The organism is Paenibacillus amylolyticus (genome assembly GCF_001570725.1).
In the GTDB taxonomy this organism is placed as follows: domain Bacteria; phylum Bacillota; class Bacilli; order Paenibacillales; family Paenibacillaceae; genus Paenibacillus; species Paenibacillus amylolyticus_A.
In genome coordinates this window covers 2,855,465-2,872,551 of record NZ_BCNV01000001.1, presented here as the reverse complement: position 1 = coordinate 2,872,551, position 17,087 = coordinate 2,855,465, and the positions used below count along the sequence as shown (strand labels likewise).

Here is a 17,087-nt window from a genome sequence, read left to right as displayed (position 1 = left end):
GAAACTTTGAAAAAGAAAATTGGGATTATATTTATTATAATTTCATGTATATCAATTATGTTCTCTTTATTTGAACTATCTGAGGGAACTGATGTGGCAATTATTAATGCATTTGTACTTTTTGTTAGTGGAATTGTTTTGCTTGTAATAGGAATTAAAATGTGTGGTCGACCTAAATTTCATCCTAAAGCCGATCAACATTATGATGACGATTCTAGTAGTAATGTGCAATATGACGGAGGTAACTATCACGAGGAGTATGAAGAAGTCGAGGAATCTCAAGAACCTTTATCCTTAATATGTTCAGGGTGTGGAGCTAGAGTAAAGGTATATCCTACTTCGTCTGCGGATTGTGAATATTGCGGAACAACAATGAGGATCTCGTAAACCGTGTAGCGGACTAAATGATTTCTTTTACGGATACTTGTAATATACACTGCTAGGTAGAGTATGGTGTTTAAGGAGGAAACGCGGTGAAGAAATTTTTTGGCATTTTATTTATTATCCTTTCGTCCGTGACGATCCTGTTATCTTTAATATTAATATCCGAAGGAACAGAAACGGCCATTATAAGTACGATAATTCTTTTTATCCCAGGGGTTATCGTTCTCGTTACGGGCATTAAAATGTGTGGTCGACCTAAATCTCATTCTAAGACTGATCAATACCATCCTTACGATTCGAATGATAAGCAATATTACGAAGATCAGCATCATGAGAAATATGATGAGACACCTCAAGAATCTGTAGCCGTGAATTGTTCAGGGTGTGGAGCCAAGGTAAAGGTATATCCTACTTTGTCTGCGGATTGTGAGTATTGCGGAACAACGATGAGGATCTCGTAAACTGCATAGGAGGAATCGTGTTGTTAAGGAAGTTATTTGGACTCTTTTTCATGTTTTATGCCATTGCTATACCCATACGATTACTTATGGAAGAGAATATTCTAGATCAATTGAATATAGTTCTTGTAGTTGAAATTATTATCGTTGAATTTTTATTTTTGTTTTTTGGTATTAAATTGCTTAGGAAAAAACGTGTTAAGAAAAAGCATGTCCCTGAACGAAAGTTTTATGGGGGAGATTATGGCGGTCATCTTGATCGTGAGAGTGCGAATCCGCATACTTATGCAAGCTACAATAGCAACACCGTGAGTTACAGCAGTCATAATACCATTAACTATACAGAGATCAATTTTTCAGATAAGGAAAACGTTGAAGAGAAAGTCGAACAAAAAGTTGAAGAGCCACAAAGGCCTATTTCAGTGAGTTGCCCGGGATGTGGGGCGAAGGCAAAAGTGCTTCCCAAGCATTCAACAGACTGTGAGTATTGTGGAACAACAGTTGTAGCAACTTAGAACGGATCAAAATGGATATGAGAAAGGATTAAGCCTGATTCCTATGGAGTCAGGCTTTTATCTACTCAATTTAGAATCTAAAAGTTCCTCAAACAATTAAATACGTCATATAATCCTGTGTGTGCTGGCTAGATGTGGTCCAGTAATGAAACGTTTCGAAATTATATTTATAAATGATCCACACTATAATCAATGTTTGTAAGCGTTCTATTTTCTTGTTTACGGAAATGGGAAATTTATGATAACATATACACGAAACGTTTCGAATCCATTTGAAGGGAGAAAATTATGAAAAAAGTAAAACAATTCAGCTTTATTTTAAATTTTTGTCTGTTAGCTAATCTAGCTTTAACTCCTATGGCTTCAGCAGGTGAATCAAGCAATTTAACTGGATTTCGAGCAGAATTGAAAGCGATTGCATATAAGACCTATACGTTTTTTGAGGACTATACAGATCAGAATACTGGCTTGACTTACGATGAAGTACGGCACACTGAAAACGGGACAGAAGAAGCTAAACGTACTTCGCCCACGAACATCGCCATGTATATGATGAGTACCGTTTCAGCGCAACAATTGGGTATTATTTCAAAGAAAGAAGCTGTACAACGCCTGCAAACGACTATACATTCCCTCGAAAAGTTAAAAAAGTGGAACGGCCTATTTTATAACTGGTATAACACGGATGACGGTTCAGTGAAGAAAGATTGGGGACAATTTATTTCCCAAGTCGATAATGGCTGGTTATCCGCTGGTTTAATTGTTGTTGGGCAAGCCTATGAAGAACTTCATGGGGAAACAAGCAAGCTGGTTAAAAATATGAATTACACTCCGGTATATGATCCTGAAGTCGGCCAATTCCGCGGAGGCTATGATGTGGCTAAAGGCGCGCTGACGGACCACCATTATGGAATGTTTTACACGGAACCACGTGTAGGCAGTTATATTGCTATTGGGAAAGGTGATGTTCCCCAAGATCATTGGTGGAAGATGTATCGTACATTACCTCAAGAATGGGATTGGCAGGCTCAGATTCCTCAAGGCAAGTCCGTTAAATACGATGGAGTGGATGTGTTTGAAGGAAGTTATGTATACAAGGACAAAAAGTTCGTGCCAAGCTGGGGAGGCAGTATGTTTGAAGCTCTTATGCCCGGTATGGTCATAAAGGAAAAAGAGCTGGGTACTCAAGCTTTGGGATTGAACAACCAGCGTCATGTCGAATTGCAAATCGAATATGCCAAAGAAAAAGGGTACGCCGCATGGGGCTTTTCACCTTCTGCAACGCCGACAGGTTACAGTGAGTTTGCAGCAACGCCATTAGGTACCTCAGGTTATAAAGATGGAGCAACGGTAACAGCACACGCAACATTCCTTGCCCTGGATTACGCCCCTGAAGCTGTTCGAAAGAACATTAAAGCTTTAAAGAATTTTAAAATGCTTGGCAAATATGGGTTCTATGACTCAGTCAATGTTGAAACGGGAGAAATTGCAAAAGCTTATCTGGCACTGGATCAAGGGATGATTATGGTATCGATCGCCAACTATCTTCAAGATGGCGTTATCCGCGATTATTTTCACAGTGATGTGATAGGGCAGAAGCCAGAAGAATTATTGAAAAAAGAAGTGTTTTCTATTCAATGAATGGGAGAAAAAATTGCCATATTGATTGTTTAAACGGAACGAAGCAGGGTGTTTTCTGCTTCGTTCCATTTGCGTATGTTGAACCGTATCTTAGGTACGCTCGGTGATCACAATGTGTATCCTTTGCAGGGTGAAGAGAGGTTCGTAATTCACATATTTACAGCCTTGTCCATGTGGAACCATCCACATCAGGGCTGAACGGAAAGTACCGCAGTAGCGCGGTTTTACATGACCTATACATGACAATCCAGAACCTACATATTTACGGTGTCATCCTAATTTCACTATACTTCGAATTGTAAGCGTTATCAAAAAGGGAGTTAGCAAGAATGCAAGATAGCAACATATTCCTATCCAACGAAAAAGATATAGAAAGGAGTGGGAGAATGAAGGAGAGTCACATTGTAGAACCCGTAAATCCTTCATTGAAGAGGAATTCCCTTGGCAAAAGAATTTGGAAAAACTGGGAGCTTTATCTGTTCATGCTTCCCGCGTTGTTATATTTCCTTGTTTTTCATTATGGTCCGATGTACGGCATTCAGATTGCTTTTAAGAATTTCGTACCTTCGAAAGGAATTACAGGCAGCGAATGGGTTGGTTTTGACCATTTTGAACGGTTCTTCAATTCTTATTTTTTCTGGGATCTGCTCTGGAACACATTCAGTATCAGCTTCTATGAACTTGCCATCGGATTTCCCCTGCCTATCATTCTGGCATTGGCCTTCAATGAAGTCCGCAACGGCCCATTCAAGAAATCGGTCCAGACGGTGACCTATGCACCTCATTTCATTTCTGTAGTTGTCATGGCAGGCATGATCATTACCTTTTTATCACCTTCCAGCGGAATGATTGTTCGGTTCATTGAGTTCATTGGTCTTGAACCAGCACAATTTTTGACTGATCCCGCATGGTTTAAGACAGTGTATGTATTCTCCGGCGTCTGGCAGAGCACCGGATGGGGAACCATTATCTATCTCGCGGCTCTGTCAGGCGTAGATCCCCAGCTCCATGAAGCGGCCATTATGGATGGCGCAAGCCGAATGAAACGGGTGCTGCATATCAATCTGCCAACGATATTACCCACAATTACGATCATGCTGATCTTGAATATGGGTAATATACTGGGCCTTGGCTTCGAGAAGATTTTGCTGCTGCAGAATTCACTCAATATGGAAGCTTCCGATGTAATATCCACCTATGTATACCGCGCCGGTCTGGTGAACGCCCAATATAGCTTCTCAACGGCTGTGGGATTATTCAACTCGGTAGTCAACGTTATTTTGCTTGTTACGGTTAACCAGATCGCCAAACGAACCAGTGAGAACAGCCTCTGGTAGAAAGGAGTTGAAGTCTTTGGTTACTGCGATGAAAGAATCCAGGGGGGACAAGCTTTTTCTGATCAGCACTTATATTTATTTAGGTCTTTCACTTCTGGTTGTTCTCTATCCGCTCATCTACATTCTCAGCGCTTCAATTAGTTCACCGCAGGACGTCAATTCGGGAGCAATGTGGTTGTTTCCGAAGAATGTAACATTGGACGGCTACAAGCTTGTATTTGAGAACCCGAAGATATGGAGTGGTTACTGGAACACCATTATTTACACGGTGGTGGGGACTCTACTCAATCTCGTCGTCACTCTGCCGGCCTCGTATGCGCTCAGCAGATCTGATTTTGTCGGGCGCCAGTTGTTCATGGGCCTCATTCTGTTCACGATGTTCTTCAGCGGCGGAATTGTACCGACGTATCTGCTGGTCAAGAACCTTGGACTCATGAACAGCATGTGGGCATTGATTCTACCGGTGGCTGCTTCGGTCTGGAATATCGTTGTGGCCCGCACCTTTTTTCAGACGACTATCCCAAAAGAACTTCAGGAAGCTGCGCACATTGACGGCTGTACAAATCTAAAGCTGTTCATTCGCATTGTGCTACCGCTGTCGGCACCAATTGTAGCTGTTATGGCCCTGTTCTACGGGGTGAGCCATTGGAACAGCTACTTCCCGTCCCTGATCTATTTAAATGATGAAGCGAAGTATCCGCTGCAGATGGTTCTGCGTCAGATCCTTGTCCTTCAAGAAATGACGGCGGAAACTACGGGCTCATCAATCAACGGCGAAGTGGCAACCGCCATGAATAATAAGGCAGAAACGGCATCGCTGATTAAATATGGAGTCATTGTGGTCTCCACACTGCCCATCGTGGCAATCTATCCGTTCCTACAGCGTTACTTTGTCCAAGGAGTCATGATCGGCTCTGTTAAAGGCTAGACCGTTAAAATGTGATGATAACAAGGGAGGAATTATGAATGCCGACCACACGCAAACCATGGAAGCTTCTGTTATCTTCGGCTTTGGTTCTTACACTACTGGCAGGCTGCAGCAATTCAAACGAAGGTGAAGCGAACAACAATCTCGGAAAAGTCGCTGTGAACAATGAAGGTTTTCCGATTGTTAATGAACCGGTTACTCTATCGCTTATGGCGCCAGATGTAGGGATTCAGAACTGGGAGAACATGGCGGTGCTTCAGCAGATGCAGGAGAAGACCGGTATTACGCTGGAATACAAGAATGCACCGAAGGATAGCTTCGAAACCAAGAAAAATCTGGTGCTCGCCAGTGGGGATTACCCGGATATCCTCTATGCCGCCGGTTTGACTACTGCAGAGCAGATGAATTATGGAGAGCAGGGTATCCTCATTCCACTGGAGGATCTGATTGAAAAGTATGCTCCGAATTTCAAGGCGCTGCTGGAAGAGAATCCGGATGTCCGCAAATCGATTACTGCACCGGACGGGCATATCTATTCCTTGCCCGTAGTAGAACTTAGCCAGCACTGGTACCGCAATCCGATGTGGTATAACGGGGATTTCCTGAAGGCGCTCAATATCGATAAACTTCCCGAAACGACAGAGGAGTTGTATACCTATCTGAAACGTGTGAAAGAGGAAGATCCCAACGGCAATGGCATAGCCGATGAAATTCCGATTTCTTCGGTGACTACACCTGCTGCGAACCTCCGCGATATCCGTACATGGCTGCTTGGTGCCTTCGGTATTTATGAAGAAGAAATTTATGTGGACGATGCGGACAAGGTGCATTTTACACCACTTGAAGAAGGCTACAAGGAATATTTGACCTATATGAACCGCCTGTGGTCTGAAGATCTGCTGGATCATGAGAGCTTCTCACAGACAGCGGAGCAAAAGAAGGCCAAAGCACAGAACAATCAAATTGCCCTCTTTTCGGACTGGCATGCCTACATGAGCAAAGGTGGAGAGCCTTCTACCGCAGATCCGATGTTTGCACCTGTCCACAGTGAATCCGTTGCTGCTCCAGCGATTGCAAAGAACAGGGGGATTACAAGTGGCGCTTTTGCGATCACGCAGAGTAATCCTGCTCCGGAAGCCTCTCTACGCTGGGTGGATTATCTCTATTCCTATGAGGGTGCCATGTTCTTTAATAAAGGTCCAGAGGGAATTCTCTGGGAGTACACCGATAAAGAGAACCGTGTCAAACAGTACTTGCCGGTACCAGACGGCAAGGAAATGGAAGATTACCGGGCAACGCTGACACCTAACTACGGCATACCCGCTCCAACCCTGTCCATGGATGATATTAATAAGGGGCTGAAGACAGACTTTGACCTCTGGGTAGAGCAGGAGACCAAGCAAAAGCTTCTCGATAAAGGCGCACGGATTCCGTTTCCAACTCTGTTCCTTACCGTGGAAGAGCAGACAGAAATCAGTAGCCTGAATTCTGATTTGAAGACATATGTGAATCAGATGGAGGCGAAATTTATCACCGGAGCCGAGCCGCTTACAGGCTGGGACAATTATGTGGCGACCGTTAAAAAAATGGGCGGAAAGCGTATGGTTGAAATCAATCAGGCTGCCTATGATCGCTGGAAATCCAACTAACCAGGTCTATGCGCATCAATTTGCTGTAAAAATGAGATATAAGCATTAAACGCGTTCCTGAACATTAAATGCAGGAGGATTAGACATGCAAATCACGAGACATCCGAATAATCCCATTGTCGTCCCGGGCGACTATGAATGGCGCAAGGTTACGGTTTTCAACCCTGCAGTTATCATCGATAACGGCAAATTTTATATGATTGAGCGCACCGCTGGTTCCCTAACGCCATGCAAAAATTACTTGGGGCTGCTAGAGAGTGAAGACGGGGTAAACTTTACCCACGTGAAGGATGAGCCAATTGTGACGCCAGACATGCTGGGATTCCCTTATGGTAGTGTACAGGACCCGCGGATTGTAAAAATTGACGGGACCTTCTATCTTAACTACGCCCTTCGCCCTTGTGCCATGAGTTATTACCCTACCGGGGCAGGCGTCCCCCTTCGCTCTATACCGGAATATCCGGACGGGTGGGGGGACGAGGAGGGACATTGGCTAACCCGGTCCTCTATTTTGAAATCAGATAATCTGCTGGATTGGGAGTATGTGGCGGACACGACACCTCTTGATATTAATGATCGGGACAACATTCTGTTCCCCGAGAAAATAGGTGGCAAATTTGTACTGTTGCGCCGCCCCGAGGAATATGTGGGAGAAGCCTACGGTACGGAAAAGGCGGCCATGTGGATTACCTACTCCGAGGATCTCGTGAACTGGGAAGAGCCCAAGCTGCTAGCTACCGCCCAGAACCTCTCCTGGGAATCGCGGAAGATTGGTGGCTCTACACCCCCGATACGTACGGACAAGGGCTGGCTGGTGCTCTATCATGGCGTCGATGAGGATGTTGTCTACCGTGTGGGGGCCATGCTGCTGGATTTGGAGCATCCGGAGAAAATCATTGCCCGGACGCATCATTATATTATGGAGCCGGAGACGTATTATGAGAAATTTGGGTTCCAGATCCCCAATGTCATCTTCCCGACCGGAAATGTGGTCAAAGATGGACTGCTCTATATCTATTACGGGGTAACAGATACGGCGATTGCCCTTGCAACAGTTCCTCTGGATGAGCTGGTAGAGCACATCCTCCAGGAAGGACAGCAGCAAAATAAACCATAAAATGAAGTTGAATCTTCAAATATAAGAATGTAGAACAGAAAGGGTGGAAGCTCCACCAACTTAAACAGGTCTTTTCGTAGTAACCCCTCTCAAGGCATGTTCCTTGCGATACTGCCCTGGTGTCAGACCGATTTCTTTTTTGAACTTGCGGATGAAATTTGGCGCATCCATATAACCGACTTGCTCAATAATTTCTTTGAGCGGTGCGCTAGTGTTCTCCAGCAGCCGCATGACCTCATCCACACGCCGCTGCCAGATATATTGTGAGAAATTGCTGCCGGTCTTCTCTTTGAAGCTCCGGCTTAAATAAGAAGTTGAAATGGCAAACTTAAGCGCCACATGCTCGAGACTGAGTATGTAGTCTGCAAACTGTTGATCCACGTAAGCCAGAATGTCGTCCATTAATGTTGACTCACTTGTCTTTGTATTCAGCTCCACCTGTGCGCATATGTTAGCGGCCAGACTGAGCAAACGACTCTCCAGCTCTTCAAGTGTTTCGAAGGAAGTCAATTCCGGCATATTGGCGAACACTTCGTTCATACCAAGCTCGGAAGCGGTCCGTAGAAAAGTGTTCAGCAGATCGAAACAGATGCAGCGCAGTAGATGAACTTGCAACGGCTCGTCTTTGATCATATGAATGGTATCGGCAATCATTTGGACGGCTACTGATTCGTTGCCCTGCTTTAGACTCTGCTCCATTTTCAGCATGGATTTGCGTGGAATCCAGAAGCTCTCGGCAGCAGAAGGGTTCAACTCTGCAAGCTGCTCGAAGTAAGTTACCTGACCGCTGCGCCGGATGATCCGGTGCTCCAGAGCTGCAGCGGCTTCAATGAAGGATTGGTTAATGCGGGCCAAGTCTCTGTAGGCCATACCGACACCGATACTCAGAGACAGCTGCGAGTGCTCGCGAATTAGAGCTTGAATGGCTTCAATCACCTGTTCCAATTGGCATTGAATCGGCTTGTCCGCATCATCGGGAAGTGAAATAATCAGGGCAAACTGGTCCTTGACCGAGAATTCTACACCGAAGATCTGAGCACTGGTACCCGGAAGACATACATTGCTGAGTATATCCTGCAGCAGATGGCGTTCCTGCCAGGACTTGCCGCTGGGCATAGTATCATCCCAGGACAGAATAGCCGAGAAATAGAGACCTTGTCCTTGAGGATGCCTAAATCCTGCGCTATGGATCATTTGTTCGATCTCTGGATCATCCGGCTTGCCGTGCTTGAGTAACAGTAGCATACACTGATTGCGAACAAAGGGCTCCTGAAAATCAATTTTAACACTGTAATTGTGGAGGGTCTGGCGTATCCATTCCCATTCATTGCGGAGCTTGGGAGTATCATCGCCGCTGCCTTTCATCTTGTCCATTAAATCCCTAATTGGATGGTACTGCCGTTTGGCTAACAGCAGCGCAGCAGCTATGCCAGTAATGACGGTAATACAGAAGACGATCAGGATGAGGGTCTGGACATGGGCGACACGGCTGAAGAATTGGAAGCTTGGCATCGTGGTCACATAGGTCCAGCCATTTTCTTCAGATTGAACAGAAACAACGGAGTATTGTTCTCCGTCCATCTTCAAATTATGAATACCGGGCTCAAGTGTAGCTAAATTCTCAATTTCGTCCTGGGGAAGGCTGATGCCATGGCTATTTGCGGTCAACACCTCTCCGGAGGGATTGAAAATATAACTGCTTCCTGAGTAATCACTCAAAATCGAATCCATGACCCCAGTAAGGTTGGATTCTTTCATTAAATAAACAACGGTCCCATATGGAAACGGGTCATTCGGTTTAACGGGCACAAGCATGACGAGCATCGGCTCCATTCGGGAATTAACCTTCACGCTCTCAGCGGGACGGACCAGGGGCTGCCTAGTTTCATTCAAGTCCTGCCGCAATTCTTCCGGATTCCAATGCTCGAACTGGTAGAGGTTATCAAAGGTGACATCTAGATTAGCCAGCCCGCGGTACGAATAGATGTTGGAATCGTTATGGAAATAGAGAAGCAGATCCTCTGCAATGCTGCTGCTAGCTTTGTAATTGGCCAGCGCCTGAATCGCCTCCAAACTGTAATAGGGATGCTGTACCATATAAGGGGTCAGGTGTTTGTCATAGGCGATTCTTCCCGCTATCTCCTGAAGCTCATTCATACGGTTATCTATAGTGCTCTTCACCTGGTTAAGCTGATTGACATTTGATTGTTCAATCTCTACACGCAATCCTTTGACAGCGTTTTCATATACAAAAATAGTTACACCAGTCAGAGGGATCAGAAATATGAGAATGTAAGAAAAGGCATATTTCAGCAGAAGCCTTGATTTGAAATGATTCCAGCTGAGTCTGAATCTGTTGAGCAAGGATGGCTTGAGTGCCGAATTTGCCATGAAGCATTCCCTCCCGTGTTAAGATATTCGGATTAAAACTTTTGAATTAGAAATCAGTGTTCTCTTCTGGATTACTCTTGTGCTAGTATAAACATTATAACATTATAATCTTTAGAATAAAGTAGATCATCAGGCTTATTTTCAACTAATTAGAAGTACAGATTTCATGTCATGAATCTTTTTTTTTTTGAATTTTGCCTGTAAACCGGGGTTGACAAAGGAGATGGGATGAGTGGGCACAGAGAATGTGCTGCGTAATTTGCAGCTTGTTGACGGGCGGATTATGGATATTGCCATTCAGGAAGGGATCATCACCGCCATTACACCGCCAGGACAGGCTGAAGGAGAAAATGAGCTAGATTGTTCAGGGTTATATGTGTCCAGTGGGTGGATTGATCTGCATGTGCATGCCGTCCAGGAGCTTGATCCCTATGGCGATGATATCGACGAAATTGGTGTGAAGCAGGGGGTAACAACGCTTGTAGATGCCGGAAGCTGCGGTGCAGACCGAATTGGAGCTTTTTATGCCGCAAGACTACAGGCTGCCACCCAAGTATTTGCTCTGTTGAACATTTCAAGCATCGGGCTCGAACGGACGGATGAATTGTCGCAGCTGGAATGGATTGACCGGCGCAAGGTCCTGGAGGCAGCAGCGGCTTATCCTGATTTCATTGTTGGTCTGAAAGCCCGCATCAGCCAAAGTGTGGTCAAAGACAGCGGCATACAGCCACTCAAGTTGGCACGCACACTCTCGGAAGAAACGAAGCTTCCGCTTATGGTTCACATCGGTTCTGCCCCGCCCGCTATCTCTGATGTGCTGGAGCTGCTACAGTCGGGCGATGTAATCACCCATTACCTTAACGGCAAGTCCAACAATCTGTTTCATCCGGATGGCACACCGATGCAAGAATTACTGGATGCTGCTGCTCGGGGAGTTCATCTGGATGTGGGGCATGGCACAGCGAGCTTCTCCTTCCGCATCGCAGAACAGGCCAAGGCTGCAGGCATTGCGCTAAATACAATCAGTACGGACATTTACCGAGGCAATCGTATGAATGGTCCGGTATACAGTATGTCGAATGTGCTGACGAAATTTCTATACCTCGGCTACAGTTTGGAAGAAGTCATCCGCGCGGTTACAAGAAGTCCGGCCGAGTGGCTTGGTAAGCCGGAGCTCGGGCTGATTAGGGTGGGACAGCAGGCGAACCTGACTTTGTTTTCCCTGGAAGCAGGCGAAAAGCAACTTGAGGACTCGGAAGGTGATGTCCGGGTTACGCAACACTATATTGAGGCTAAAGGAGTCTTTGCTAATGGGTCACTCATTACAAGCTAAATATGGATTGAAGCGTGTTATTAATGCCAGTGGGAGAATGAGCATCCTTGGCGTTTCCGCACCAACGGATTCCGTCATGGATGCGATGAAACAGGGCGGACAGCGTTACGTGGAGATTGCGGATCTTGTGGACAAATCCGGAGAATATATTGCACAGTTACTTGGTTCGGAAAGCGCGGTTGTGGCGAACTCCGCATCCAGTGGTATTACGCTGTCGGTAGCAGCCATGGTGACTGGCGGAGATCCACGTCTCAGCCTTCGTCTGCACCAGGAACCGGTATTGAAAAATGAAATTATTATGCTAAAGGGTCATAATGTGCACTATGGAGCGCCGGTTGAAACCATGATATTCCTTGGCGGCGGCCGGGTAGTGGAAGTCGGATACGCCAATGAAGGCCGTAAGGAGCATATCGATCAGGCAATTGGTGAACGTACTGCAGCCATTCTTTATGTTAAATCCCATCACGCTGTCCAGAAAAACATGATCTCTTTGGAAGAGGCCTGGGAGGTTGCACAGCATAGAGGGGTGCCGCTGATTGTTGATGCGGCAGCGGAAGAGGATCTGCACAAATATATCCAATTTTCGGATCTGGCCATTTACAGCGGCTCGAAAGCTATTGAAGGCCCTAGTTCCGGCATTGTCGCTGGCAAAAAGAAATATGTGGAGTGGCTTAAGGTGCAGCTACACGGGATTGGCCGCAGCATGAAGGTTGGCAAAGAGACTATTTTTGGGTTACTTCAAGCGCTAGATGAATACCAAAACAAAGCGGATAATAGCGAACGAGAGAAGCAGATTCTGGAGGGTCTTCAGCCACTGGATAGACTTCCTGGTGTTTCGGTCCGCATCGTGCAGGATGAAGCCGGCAGATCGATTTTTCGGGGGCGTGTCCAAATTGATTCCTCTCTTGCTGGGGTGGATGCGAAGAAAGTGAATGACCAGTTACGTGAAGGATTAATTGCGGTATATACCCGAGACTATGGCGTCAAGCAGGGTTATTTTGATATTGATCCAAGGTCGCTGCAAGGGGATGATATGCAGGTCATAGTCAGCAGAATACATGAAATCGTGGGAGGCAAACCGGAATGAGTCATATTCAGCAGTGTCTGTATAAGAACAGGGCCGCAATTAATGTACTGGCCGGCAGTATCGGGAACGCCAAGGATGTGTACGAGGCTGCGGAAGGATATGTACTTGTTGGTGTGCTCTCCAAAAATTATGCTACGTCGGAGGAAGCTGTAGTCGCCATGGCTGAATATGGTCAGGCGATTCAAGATGCCGTATCTATCGGACTCGGGGCTGGAGACAGCCGTCAGGCTGCAGTTGTGGCGGAGATTGCAGCGAGTTATCCGGGAAGCCATATCAATCAGGTATTCCCGGCGGTGGGGGCAACCCGTGTCAACCTGGGACCTAAAGATAGTTGGATTAACTGCCTGGTATCTCCGTGCGGACAGCCAGGCTATGTAAATATATCGACTGGCCCCATCAGTTCAGCAACCACTCCGCAGGCCATTGTTCCGGTTCATGCCGCCATTGCACTGGTTCGTGACATGGGAGGGAACGCGCTCAAATATTATCCGATGCAGGGGTTGAAACTGGAAGAGGAGTACCGTGCTGTTGCCAAGGCTTGTGGAGAAGCGTCTTTTGCTCTGGAGCCTACAGGCGGAATCGATCTGGACAACTTTGGACCCATTCTAGAGATTGCACTACAGGCAGGCGTACCTCAGGTTATACCACATGTCTATTCTTCAATTATTGAGACGCAGACCGGGAATACAAACGTACAGGATGTCCGCAGACTGCTCGAAACAATGAAATCACTGGTGGACCGATATGCCTAGGGTTGCTGCATTTGGTGAAGTGATGATGCGGCTGCAGGTTCCGGGCTACGAAACACTGGTCCAGAGCAGCAGGCTGGAGTATTCTTTTTCCGGCAGCGGGGTGAATGTAACGGCGGCACTAGCGAGATACGGCCATAACGGTGCTCTTATTACGACTTTACCGGAAACTCCGGTGGGTGAAGCGGCTCTCGCTTATCTGCGCAAGCTGGGGGTAGATACCTCTCTTATTAGCCTGGGTGGTAAACACCTTGGGATGTACTTTCTGGAGAATGGTTTTGGAGCCCGCCCTGGCAGAGTCACTTACACAGACCGGCTGGGCAGCAGTTTCAATACCGCGGACGCGGCCAATTATGATATGAAGGATCTTGCATCCCGGATCGATGTTCTTCATTTATGTGGTATTACGCTGGCTATGAATGATGGCGTGCGCAAGCAGATGAAACGGCTTGCTGAGGAAGTGAGGAATGCTGGGGGGAAGGTTGTATTTGATTGTAATTACCGTCCCGCGTTATGGGGGACAGATGGTTATGTCAAGGCCCGCCCGCATTATGAGGAACTGCTGGGGCTGGCAGATTTGGTGCTAATGAATGAGAGGGATGCGAAGTGTATTCTTGGCATCGGAACCGGAGAATATGATAGAATAACACAGATGAAACAAGCGATCCCTGAAGTTGCAAAGCGCTTCGGAATCGGAACGGTAGCAGGAACCCACCGAGAGATTAACACGGACCATACGCATTCCTTGACAGGATATATCTATCATCAAGGTACGTTCGTATTTTCCCGCAAGATGACTTTCCCGGTGTACGACCGGATCGGTGCCGGCGATGTATTTGCTAGCACCATCATCCATGGAGAATTGCAGGAATACCCACACGAGTACACGGTTAATTTGGCAGTGGCGGCAGCGATGCTGGCCCATACCACTCAAGGCGATACAGCGCTTTTTACCGAGAATGAGGTGCTCCGCGCGCTGTCGGACCATCCCTCAGATGTTGAAAGGTAGTGAACAGTGAGTGTCTCTGAAGCGCAAGCAAGGTCCTTTATATCAGCAAATCCAAAAAATTCTTAAAGATCGGATTCTACATGGAGTATATCCTCTTGGAAGCATCATCCCCTCTGAACCACAGCTGGAGAAAGAATTTGGCGTCAGTAAAATGACAGTCCGCGGTGCGGTCCAAGAGCTGGCGCAGGAAGGTTACGTGCAGAAGAAAAGCGGTGTTGGCACAATTGTGATGCGCAATACCTCTCATCAGAAGCTCTCAAAGGGCAAACGGTTTACGGAGCTGCTCGTAGAAGAGGGTCAAAAGCTGGAAAAGAAAGTTCTGAATTCCCGTTTACTCACCAATAATACTGGAACGGAGGAATATGGTCTCTATGGGCCGCATCGCCAGCGTATTGAAAGGCTCTACATTCTTAACGGACAACCTTATATTCATCTGATACACTTCTTGGCAGCAGCTGCATTGCCCGGCGGAGGCAAAGAAGAAATGAATGGAGATATCCAATCGCTGTATGACTCACTGGAGGAGAACGACATTTTGCTGGAGAACTTCAAAGACCGTTTCTTTGTAGAACCTGCAGCTCCTGAGGTATGCCAACTGTTGAAGATTCCCCCGGGGACACATGTGCTCAAGCGCCTGCGTAACTCCTTCGATGGAGAAGGCAGATTAATTGAGCACAGTATCGGCTGTTACAACACGGAACTTCATCATTATCTGGTGAGCTACGACACTTGAGGTCGGGGGTGCAAAAGAGGGTCCTGCCATGTTCATAACAGGACCCTTTTGCGTAAACAACGGTTTATTGGTGAACTAGAAATCCCTCAAACGATCAAATACCTCATATAATTCCTCGTGATTAACCTTGAACGAATCATGTTGACGCAGTTCCAAATTCTGCTGCAACTGATCCAGTAACCCCTCAAGAACAACATAAATCTCTTCCCGCTCAACAGTTTCAATAAAGCCGGTCTTGGCATCCACCTTGTTGAAGGTTTGTGTGTAGTTCTCAACCATGGAGACGAGTTGTTTTTGCAAAGCTTCCTGATTGTTGCAATCTTGACTTAATTGACGGATTTCCTTCAAGCACTGCTTGTACAATTGGGCTGCTTTTTTGGCGTGAGCTGCCTTAATGTGGTCCCGTCCATCCCAATCCCGAAACGGATTGTTCAGGTTCTCCGCAAGCCATTCCGGTTTGCGTCCTTTGGTGATCTCCACATCAAATCCGGCAGCAGCAAATTTTTTATATTTTGTTTTGATCGACTTGGCTGCATCGGCAGGCAGACTGGTTAGCCACAGCGTAGTCAATTTTGGAAGCTGCTCTGGATCAGGGAATTGATCACCATTGAAGTCGAACAGGTCATATGTAGTGAAGGTTTGCAAATTCGCCAAATGCTGAATCGATTCTATATGGGATACATTGCCGGGTTTACCCCACAATCGCAACTCTGAAAGCTCAGGATAATACTGCACAAGTGGCTCCAGATTGAGCTCCGTGATATCTCTGATATGCAGACCTTCAAGTCGTGAGATACCCGTGACCTGTGGCAGGCCCGATGGAACATTGAGAGTGATGCATTTACCGTCTTTGAGAGCCACGATACGCAGATCTGGAGACAGCTCACCTGTGAAATTCAGACTCGTCATTTTCGTGTTCAAAATTAACTCCCTCAACCCGCTGACATCCACAATAAGTTTGGTCAGGTGGCTCTTGCTGATATCCAGAATCCTTTGACTATGATCTATGATATGAAGTTCATTAATAAACGGGTTGTCCTCTATAAATGGAAAGATCGATTCCGTATATCCATTCATCTCAATATGTGTTAGACAATGTAGCTGTGCGAGCTCGGTTACATCTTCCTCAGACTTAGGGCTGAAATCGCGGAGTGTACTCGTACTGCGCCGCATTACACGATCGCCAATCATGACTTCTTCGTCATCATGCACAGCTTGTTTGAACTCTGCTCTTCGGATCGCATCGATACCTTCCCATTCACGCTGGAGATAGAGCTTTTCTCCGATCGGCCAGCCTCCCCCATACGTATTCGTTTCCTCGGTGAAGAGTGGAGGGAGGTTGCCTGCAAGCACATACTGTGAAGGAACAATAGCACTCACGAAACTATGATCAACTCTGTCATTCCAGAAATAGAAATTACAGATCAATGGCTTCATCTGATGAAGCTGCATTTCATTAGGCAGTTGGTCACCAGTCCAATCCAATTGAAGAACTGAGGCAAGCGTGTCGGACGTTTTACCCTCCGTTTCTTTGAGTCCAGTTACCTGGCAGGCGGCATATTGTTGTAATTTTTCGATGTACACGCAGTATATATCTCCAACATTAGGAATCATGGTATGCTCCTTTCGTTCTGTACCAATTGAAGCTAAGCTACTATTGCACCAAGTATCCTGTATAACTAATAATAGATGAATTATATCAAAGCCATTCAGAGACTTCCATTTTGAGATAGAGTCTGACTTGCTTGAATACTTT

15 protein-coding genes are annotated in these 17,087 nt (G+C 46.2%); 13 read left to right on the top strand and 2 right to left on the bottom strand.

All coding sequences use genetic code 11. The annotated features are described in order from the left end of the window. Positions 1–6 precede the first annotated feature (6 nt). The 8 genes from PAHA3_RS12690 (at position 7) to PAHA3_RS12655 (ending at position 8,029) form a co-directional block, all read left to right on the top strand. Entirely contained in the window at positions 7–387 is a 381-nt protein-coding gene (locus tag PAHA3_RS12690; protein ID WP_062835063.1) for a hypothetical protein, read from the top strand. An 86-nt stretch (positions 388–473) separates the two neighbouring features. Continuing rightward, the gene (locus tag PAHA3_RS12685; RefSeq protein WP_062835062.1) at positions 474–845 is read left to right on the top strand and encodes a DUF3784 domain-containing protein; all 372 of its coding nucleotides are present in this window, start codon (positions 474–476) and stop codon (positions 843–845) included. A gap of 20 nt (positions 846–865) precedes the next feature. Continuing rightward, positions 866–1,357, top strand: a complete 492-nt coding sequence (locus PAHA3_RS12680) for a hypothetical protein (protein WP_062835061.1) — start codon at positions 866–868, stop codon at positions 1,355–1,357. 288 nt (positions 1,358–1,645) lie between these two features. Continuing rightward, positions 1,646–2,998: a glucoamylase family protein gene (locus PAHA3_RS12675; protein ID WP_062835060.1), complete on the top strand. Its 1,353-nt coding sequence runs from the start codon at positions 1,646–1,648 to the stop codon at positions 2,996–2,998. Positions 2,999–3,384: 386 nt separating this feature from the next. Then, the gene (locus PAHA3_RS12670) at positions 3,385–4,335 is read left to right on the top strand and encodes an ABC transporter permease (protein ID WP_082762793.1); all 951 of its coding nucleotides are present in this window, start codon (positions 3,385–3,387) and stop codon (positions 4,333–4,335) included. Between the two features lie 16 nt (positions 4,336–4,351). Next, on the top strand, positions 4,352–5,263 hold the full coding sequence (locus PAHA3_RS12665; protein ID WP_062835059.1) for a carbohydrate ABC transporter permease: 912 nt from the start codon (positions 4,352–4,354) through the stop codon (positions 5,261–5,263). Between the two features lie 38 nt (positions 5,264–5,301). After that, positions 5,302–6,912 carry an extracellular solute-binding protein gene (locus PAHA3_RS12660; protein WP_062835058.1) on the top strand — a complete coding sequence of 537 codons (1,611 nt, stop codon included), beginning with the start codon at positions 5,302–5,304 and terminating at the stop codon, positions 6,910–6,912. An 85-nt stretch (positions 6,913–6,997) separates the two neighbouring features. Further along, a complete protein-coding gene (locus PAHA3_RS12655) occupies positions 6,998–8,029 on the top strand; it encodes a glycosidase (RefSeq protein ID WP_062835057.1) in 1,032 nt (343 codons plus the stop codon). 60 nt (positions 8,030–8,089) lie between these two features. Here PAHA3_RS12655 and PAHA3_RS12650 read toward each other — a convergent pair whose 3' ends face one another. Continuing rightward, positions 8,090–10,420, bottom strand: a complete 2,331-nt coding sequence (locus PAHA3_RS12650; protein WP_062835056.1) for a helix-turn-helix domain-containing protein — start codon at positions 10,418–10,420, stop codon at positions 8,090–8,092. 283 nt (positions 10,421–10,703) lie between these two features. On the opposite strand from PAHA3_RS12650, the gene PAHA3_RS12645 reads away from it, so the two are divergent. Genes PAHA3_RS12645 through PAHA3_RS12625 form a run of 5 tightly spaced genes read left to right on the top strand, consistent with a single transcriptional unit; the run spans position 10,704 to position 15,331 of the window. Next, positions 10,704–11,753, top strand: coding sequence for an amidohydrolase/deacetylase family metallohydrolase (locus PAHA3_RS12645; protein WP_062836088.1), 1,050 nt, complete (start codon positions 10,704–10,706; stop codon positions 11,751–11,753). Further along, complete coding sequence (locus PAHA3_RS12640; protein WP_062835055.1) at positions 11,731–12,840, top strand: DgaE family pyridoxal phosphate-dependent ammonia lyase; 1,110 nt, start codon at positions 11,731–11,733, stop codon at positions 12,838–12,840. Before PAHA3_RS12645 ends, PAHA3_RS12640 begins: the two co-directional genes overlap by 23 nt. Continuing rightward, on the top strand, positions 12,837–13,592 hold the full coding sequence (gene dagF / locus PAHA3_RS12635) for a 2-dehydro-3-deoxy-phosphogluconate aldolase (protein ID WP_062835054.1): 756 nt from the start codon (positions 12,837–12,839) through the stop codon (positions 13,590–13,592). Before PAHA3_RS12640 ends, dagF begins: the two co-directional genes overlap by 4 nt. Beyond that, positions 13,585–14,598 (top strand): sugar kinase, encoded by a 1,014-nt coding sequence (locus PAHA3_RS12630; protein WP_062835053.1) that lies wholly within the window; start codon positions 13,585–13,587, stop codon positions 14,596–14,598. The genes dagF and PAHA3_RS12630 overlap by 8 nt, the downstream gene beginning before the upstream one ends. A gap of 10 nt (positions 14,599–14,608) precedes the next feature. Beyond that, positions 14,609–15,331: a GntR family transcriptional regulator gene (locus PAHA3_RS12625; protein ID WP_062835052.1), complete on the top strand. Its 723-nt coding sequence runs from the start codon at positions 14,609–14,611 to the stop codon at positions 15,329–15,331. Positions 15,332–15,406: 75 nt separating this feature from the next. Here the strand turns inward: PAHA3_RS12625 and PAHA3_RS12620 are convergent, their stop codons facing one another. Then, positions 15,407–16,915: a hypothetical protein gene (locus tag PAHA3_RS12620; protein WP_235599433.1), complete on the bottom strand. Its 1,509-nt coding sequence runs from the start codon at positions 16,913–16,915 to the stop codon at positions 15,407–15,409. Between the last annotated feature and the right edge of the window lie 172 nt (positions 16,916–17,087).

Bases quoted from the DNA above. Each gene is read 5' to 3' on its own strand.
- PAHA3_RS12675 (WP_062835060.1), top strand. From the start codon at position 1,646: ATGAAAAAAGTAAAACAATTCAGCTTTATTTTAAATTTTTGTCTGTTA.
- PAHA3_RS12670 (WP_082762793.1), top strand. From the start codon at position 3,385: ATGAAGGAGAGTCACATTGTAGAACCCGTAAATCCTTCATTGAAGAGG.
- PAHA3_RS12660 (WP_062835058.1), top strand. From the start codon at position 5,302: ATGCCGACCACACGCAAACCATGGAAGCTTCTGTTATCTTCGGCTTTG.
- PAHA3_RS12655 (WP_062835057.1), top strand. From the start codon at position 6,998: ATGCAAATCACGAGACATCCGAATAATCCCATTGTCGTCCCGGGCGAC.
- PAHA3_RS12650 (WP_062835056.1), bottom strand. From the start codon at position 10,420: ATGGCAAATTCGGCACTCAAGCCATCCTTGCTCAACAGATTCAGACTC.
- PAHA3_RS12645 (WP_062836088.1), top strand. From the start codon at position 10,704: ATGGATATTGCCATTCAGGAAGGGATCATCACCGCCATTACACCGCCA.
- PAHA3_RS12640 (WP_062835055.1), top strand. From the start codon at position 11,731: ATGGGTCACTCATTACAAGCTAAATATGGATTGAAGCGTGTTATTAAT.
- dagF (WP_062835054.1), top strand. From the start codon at position 12,837: ATGAGTCATATTCAGCAGTGTCTGTATAAGAACAGGGCCGCAATTAAT.
- PAHA3_RS12630 (WP_062835053.1), top strand. From the start codon at position 13,585: ATGCCTAGGGTTGCTGCATTTGGTGAAGTGATGATGCGGCTGCAGGTT.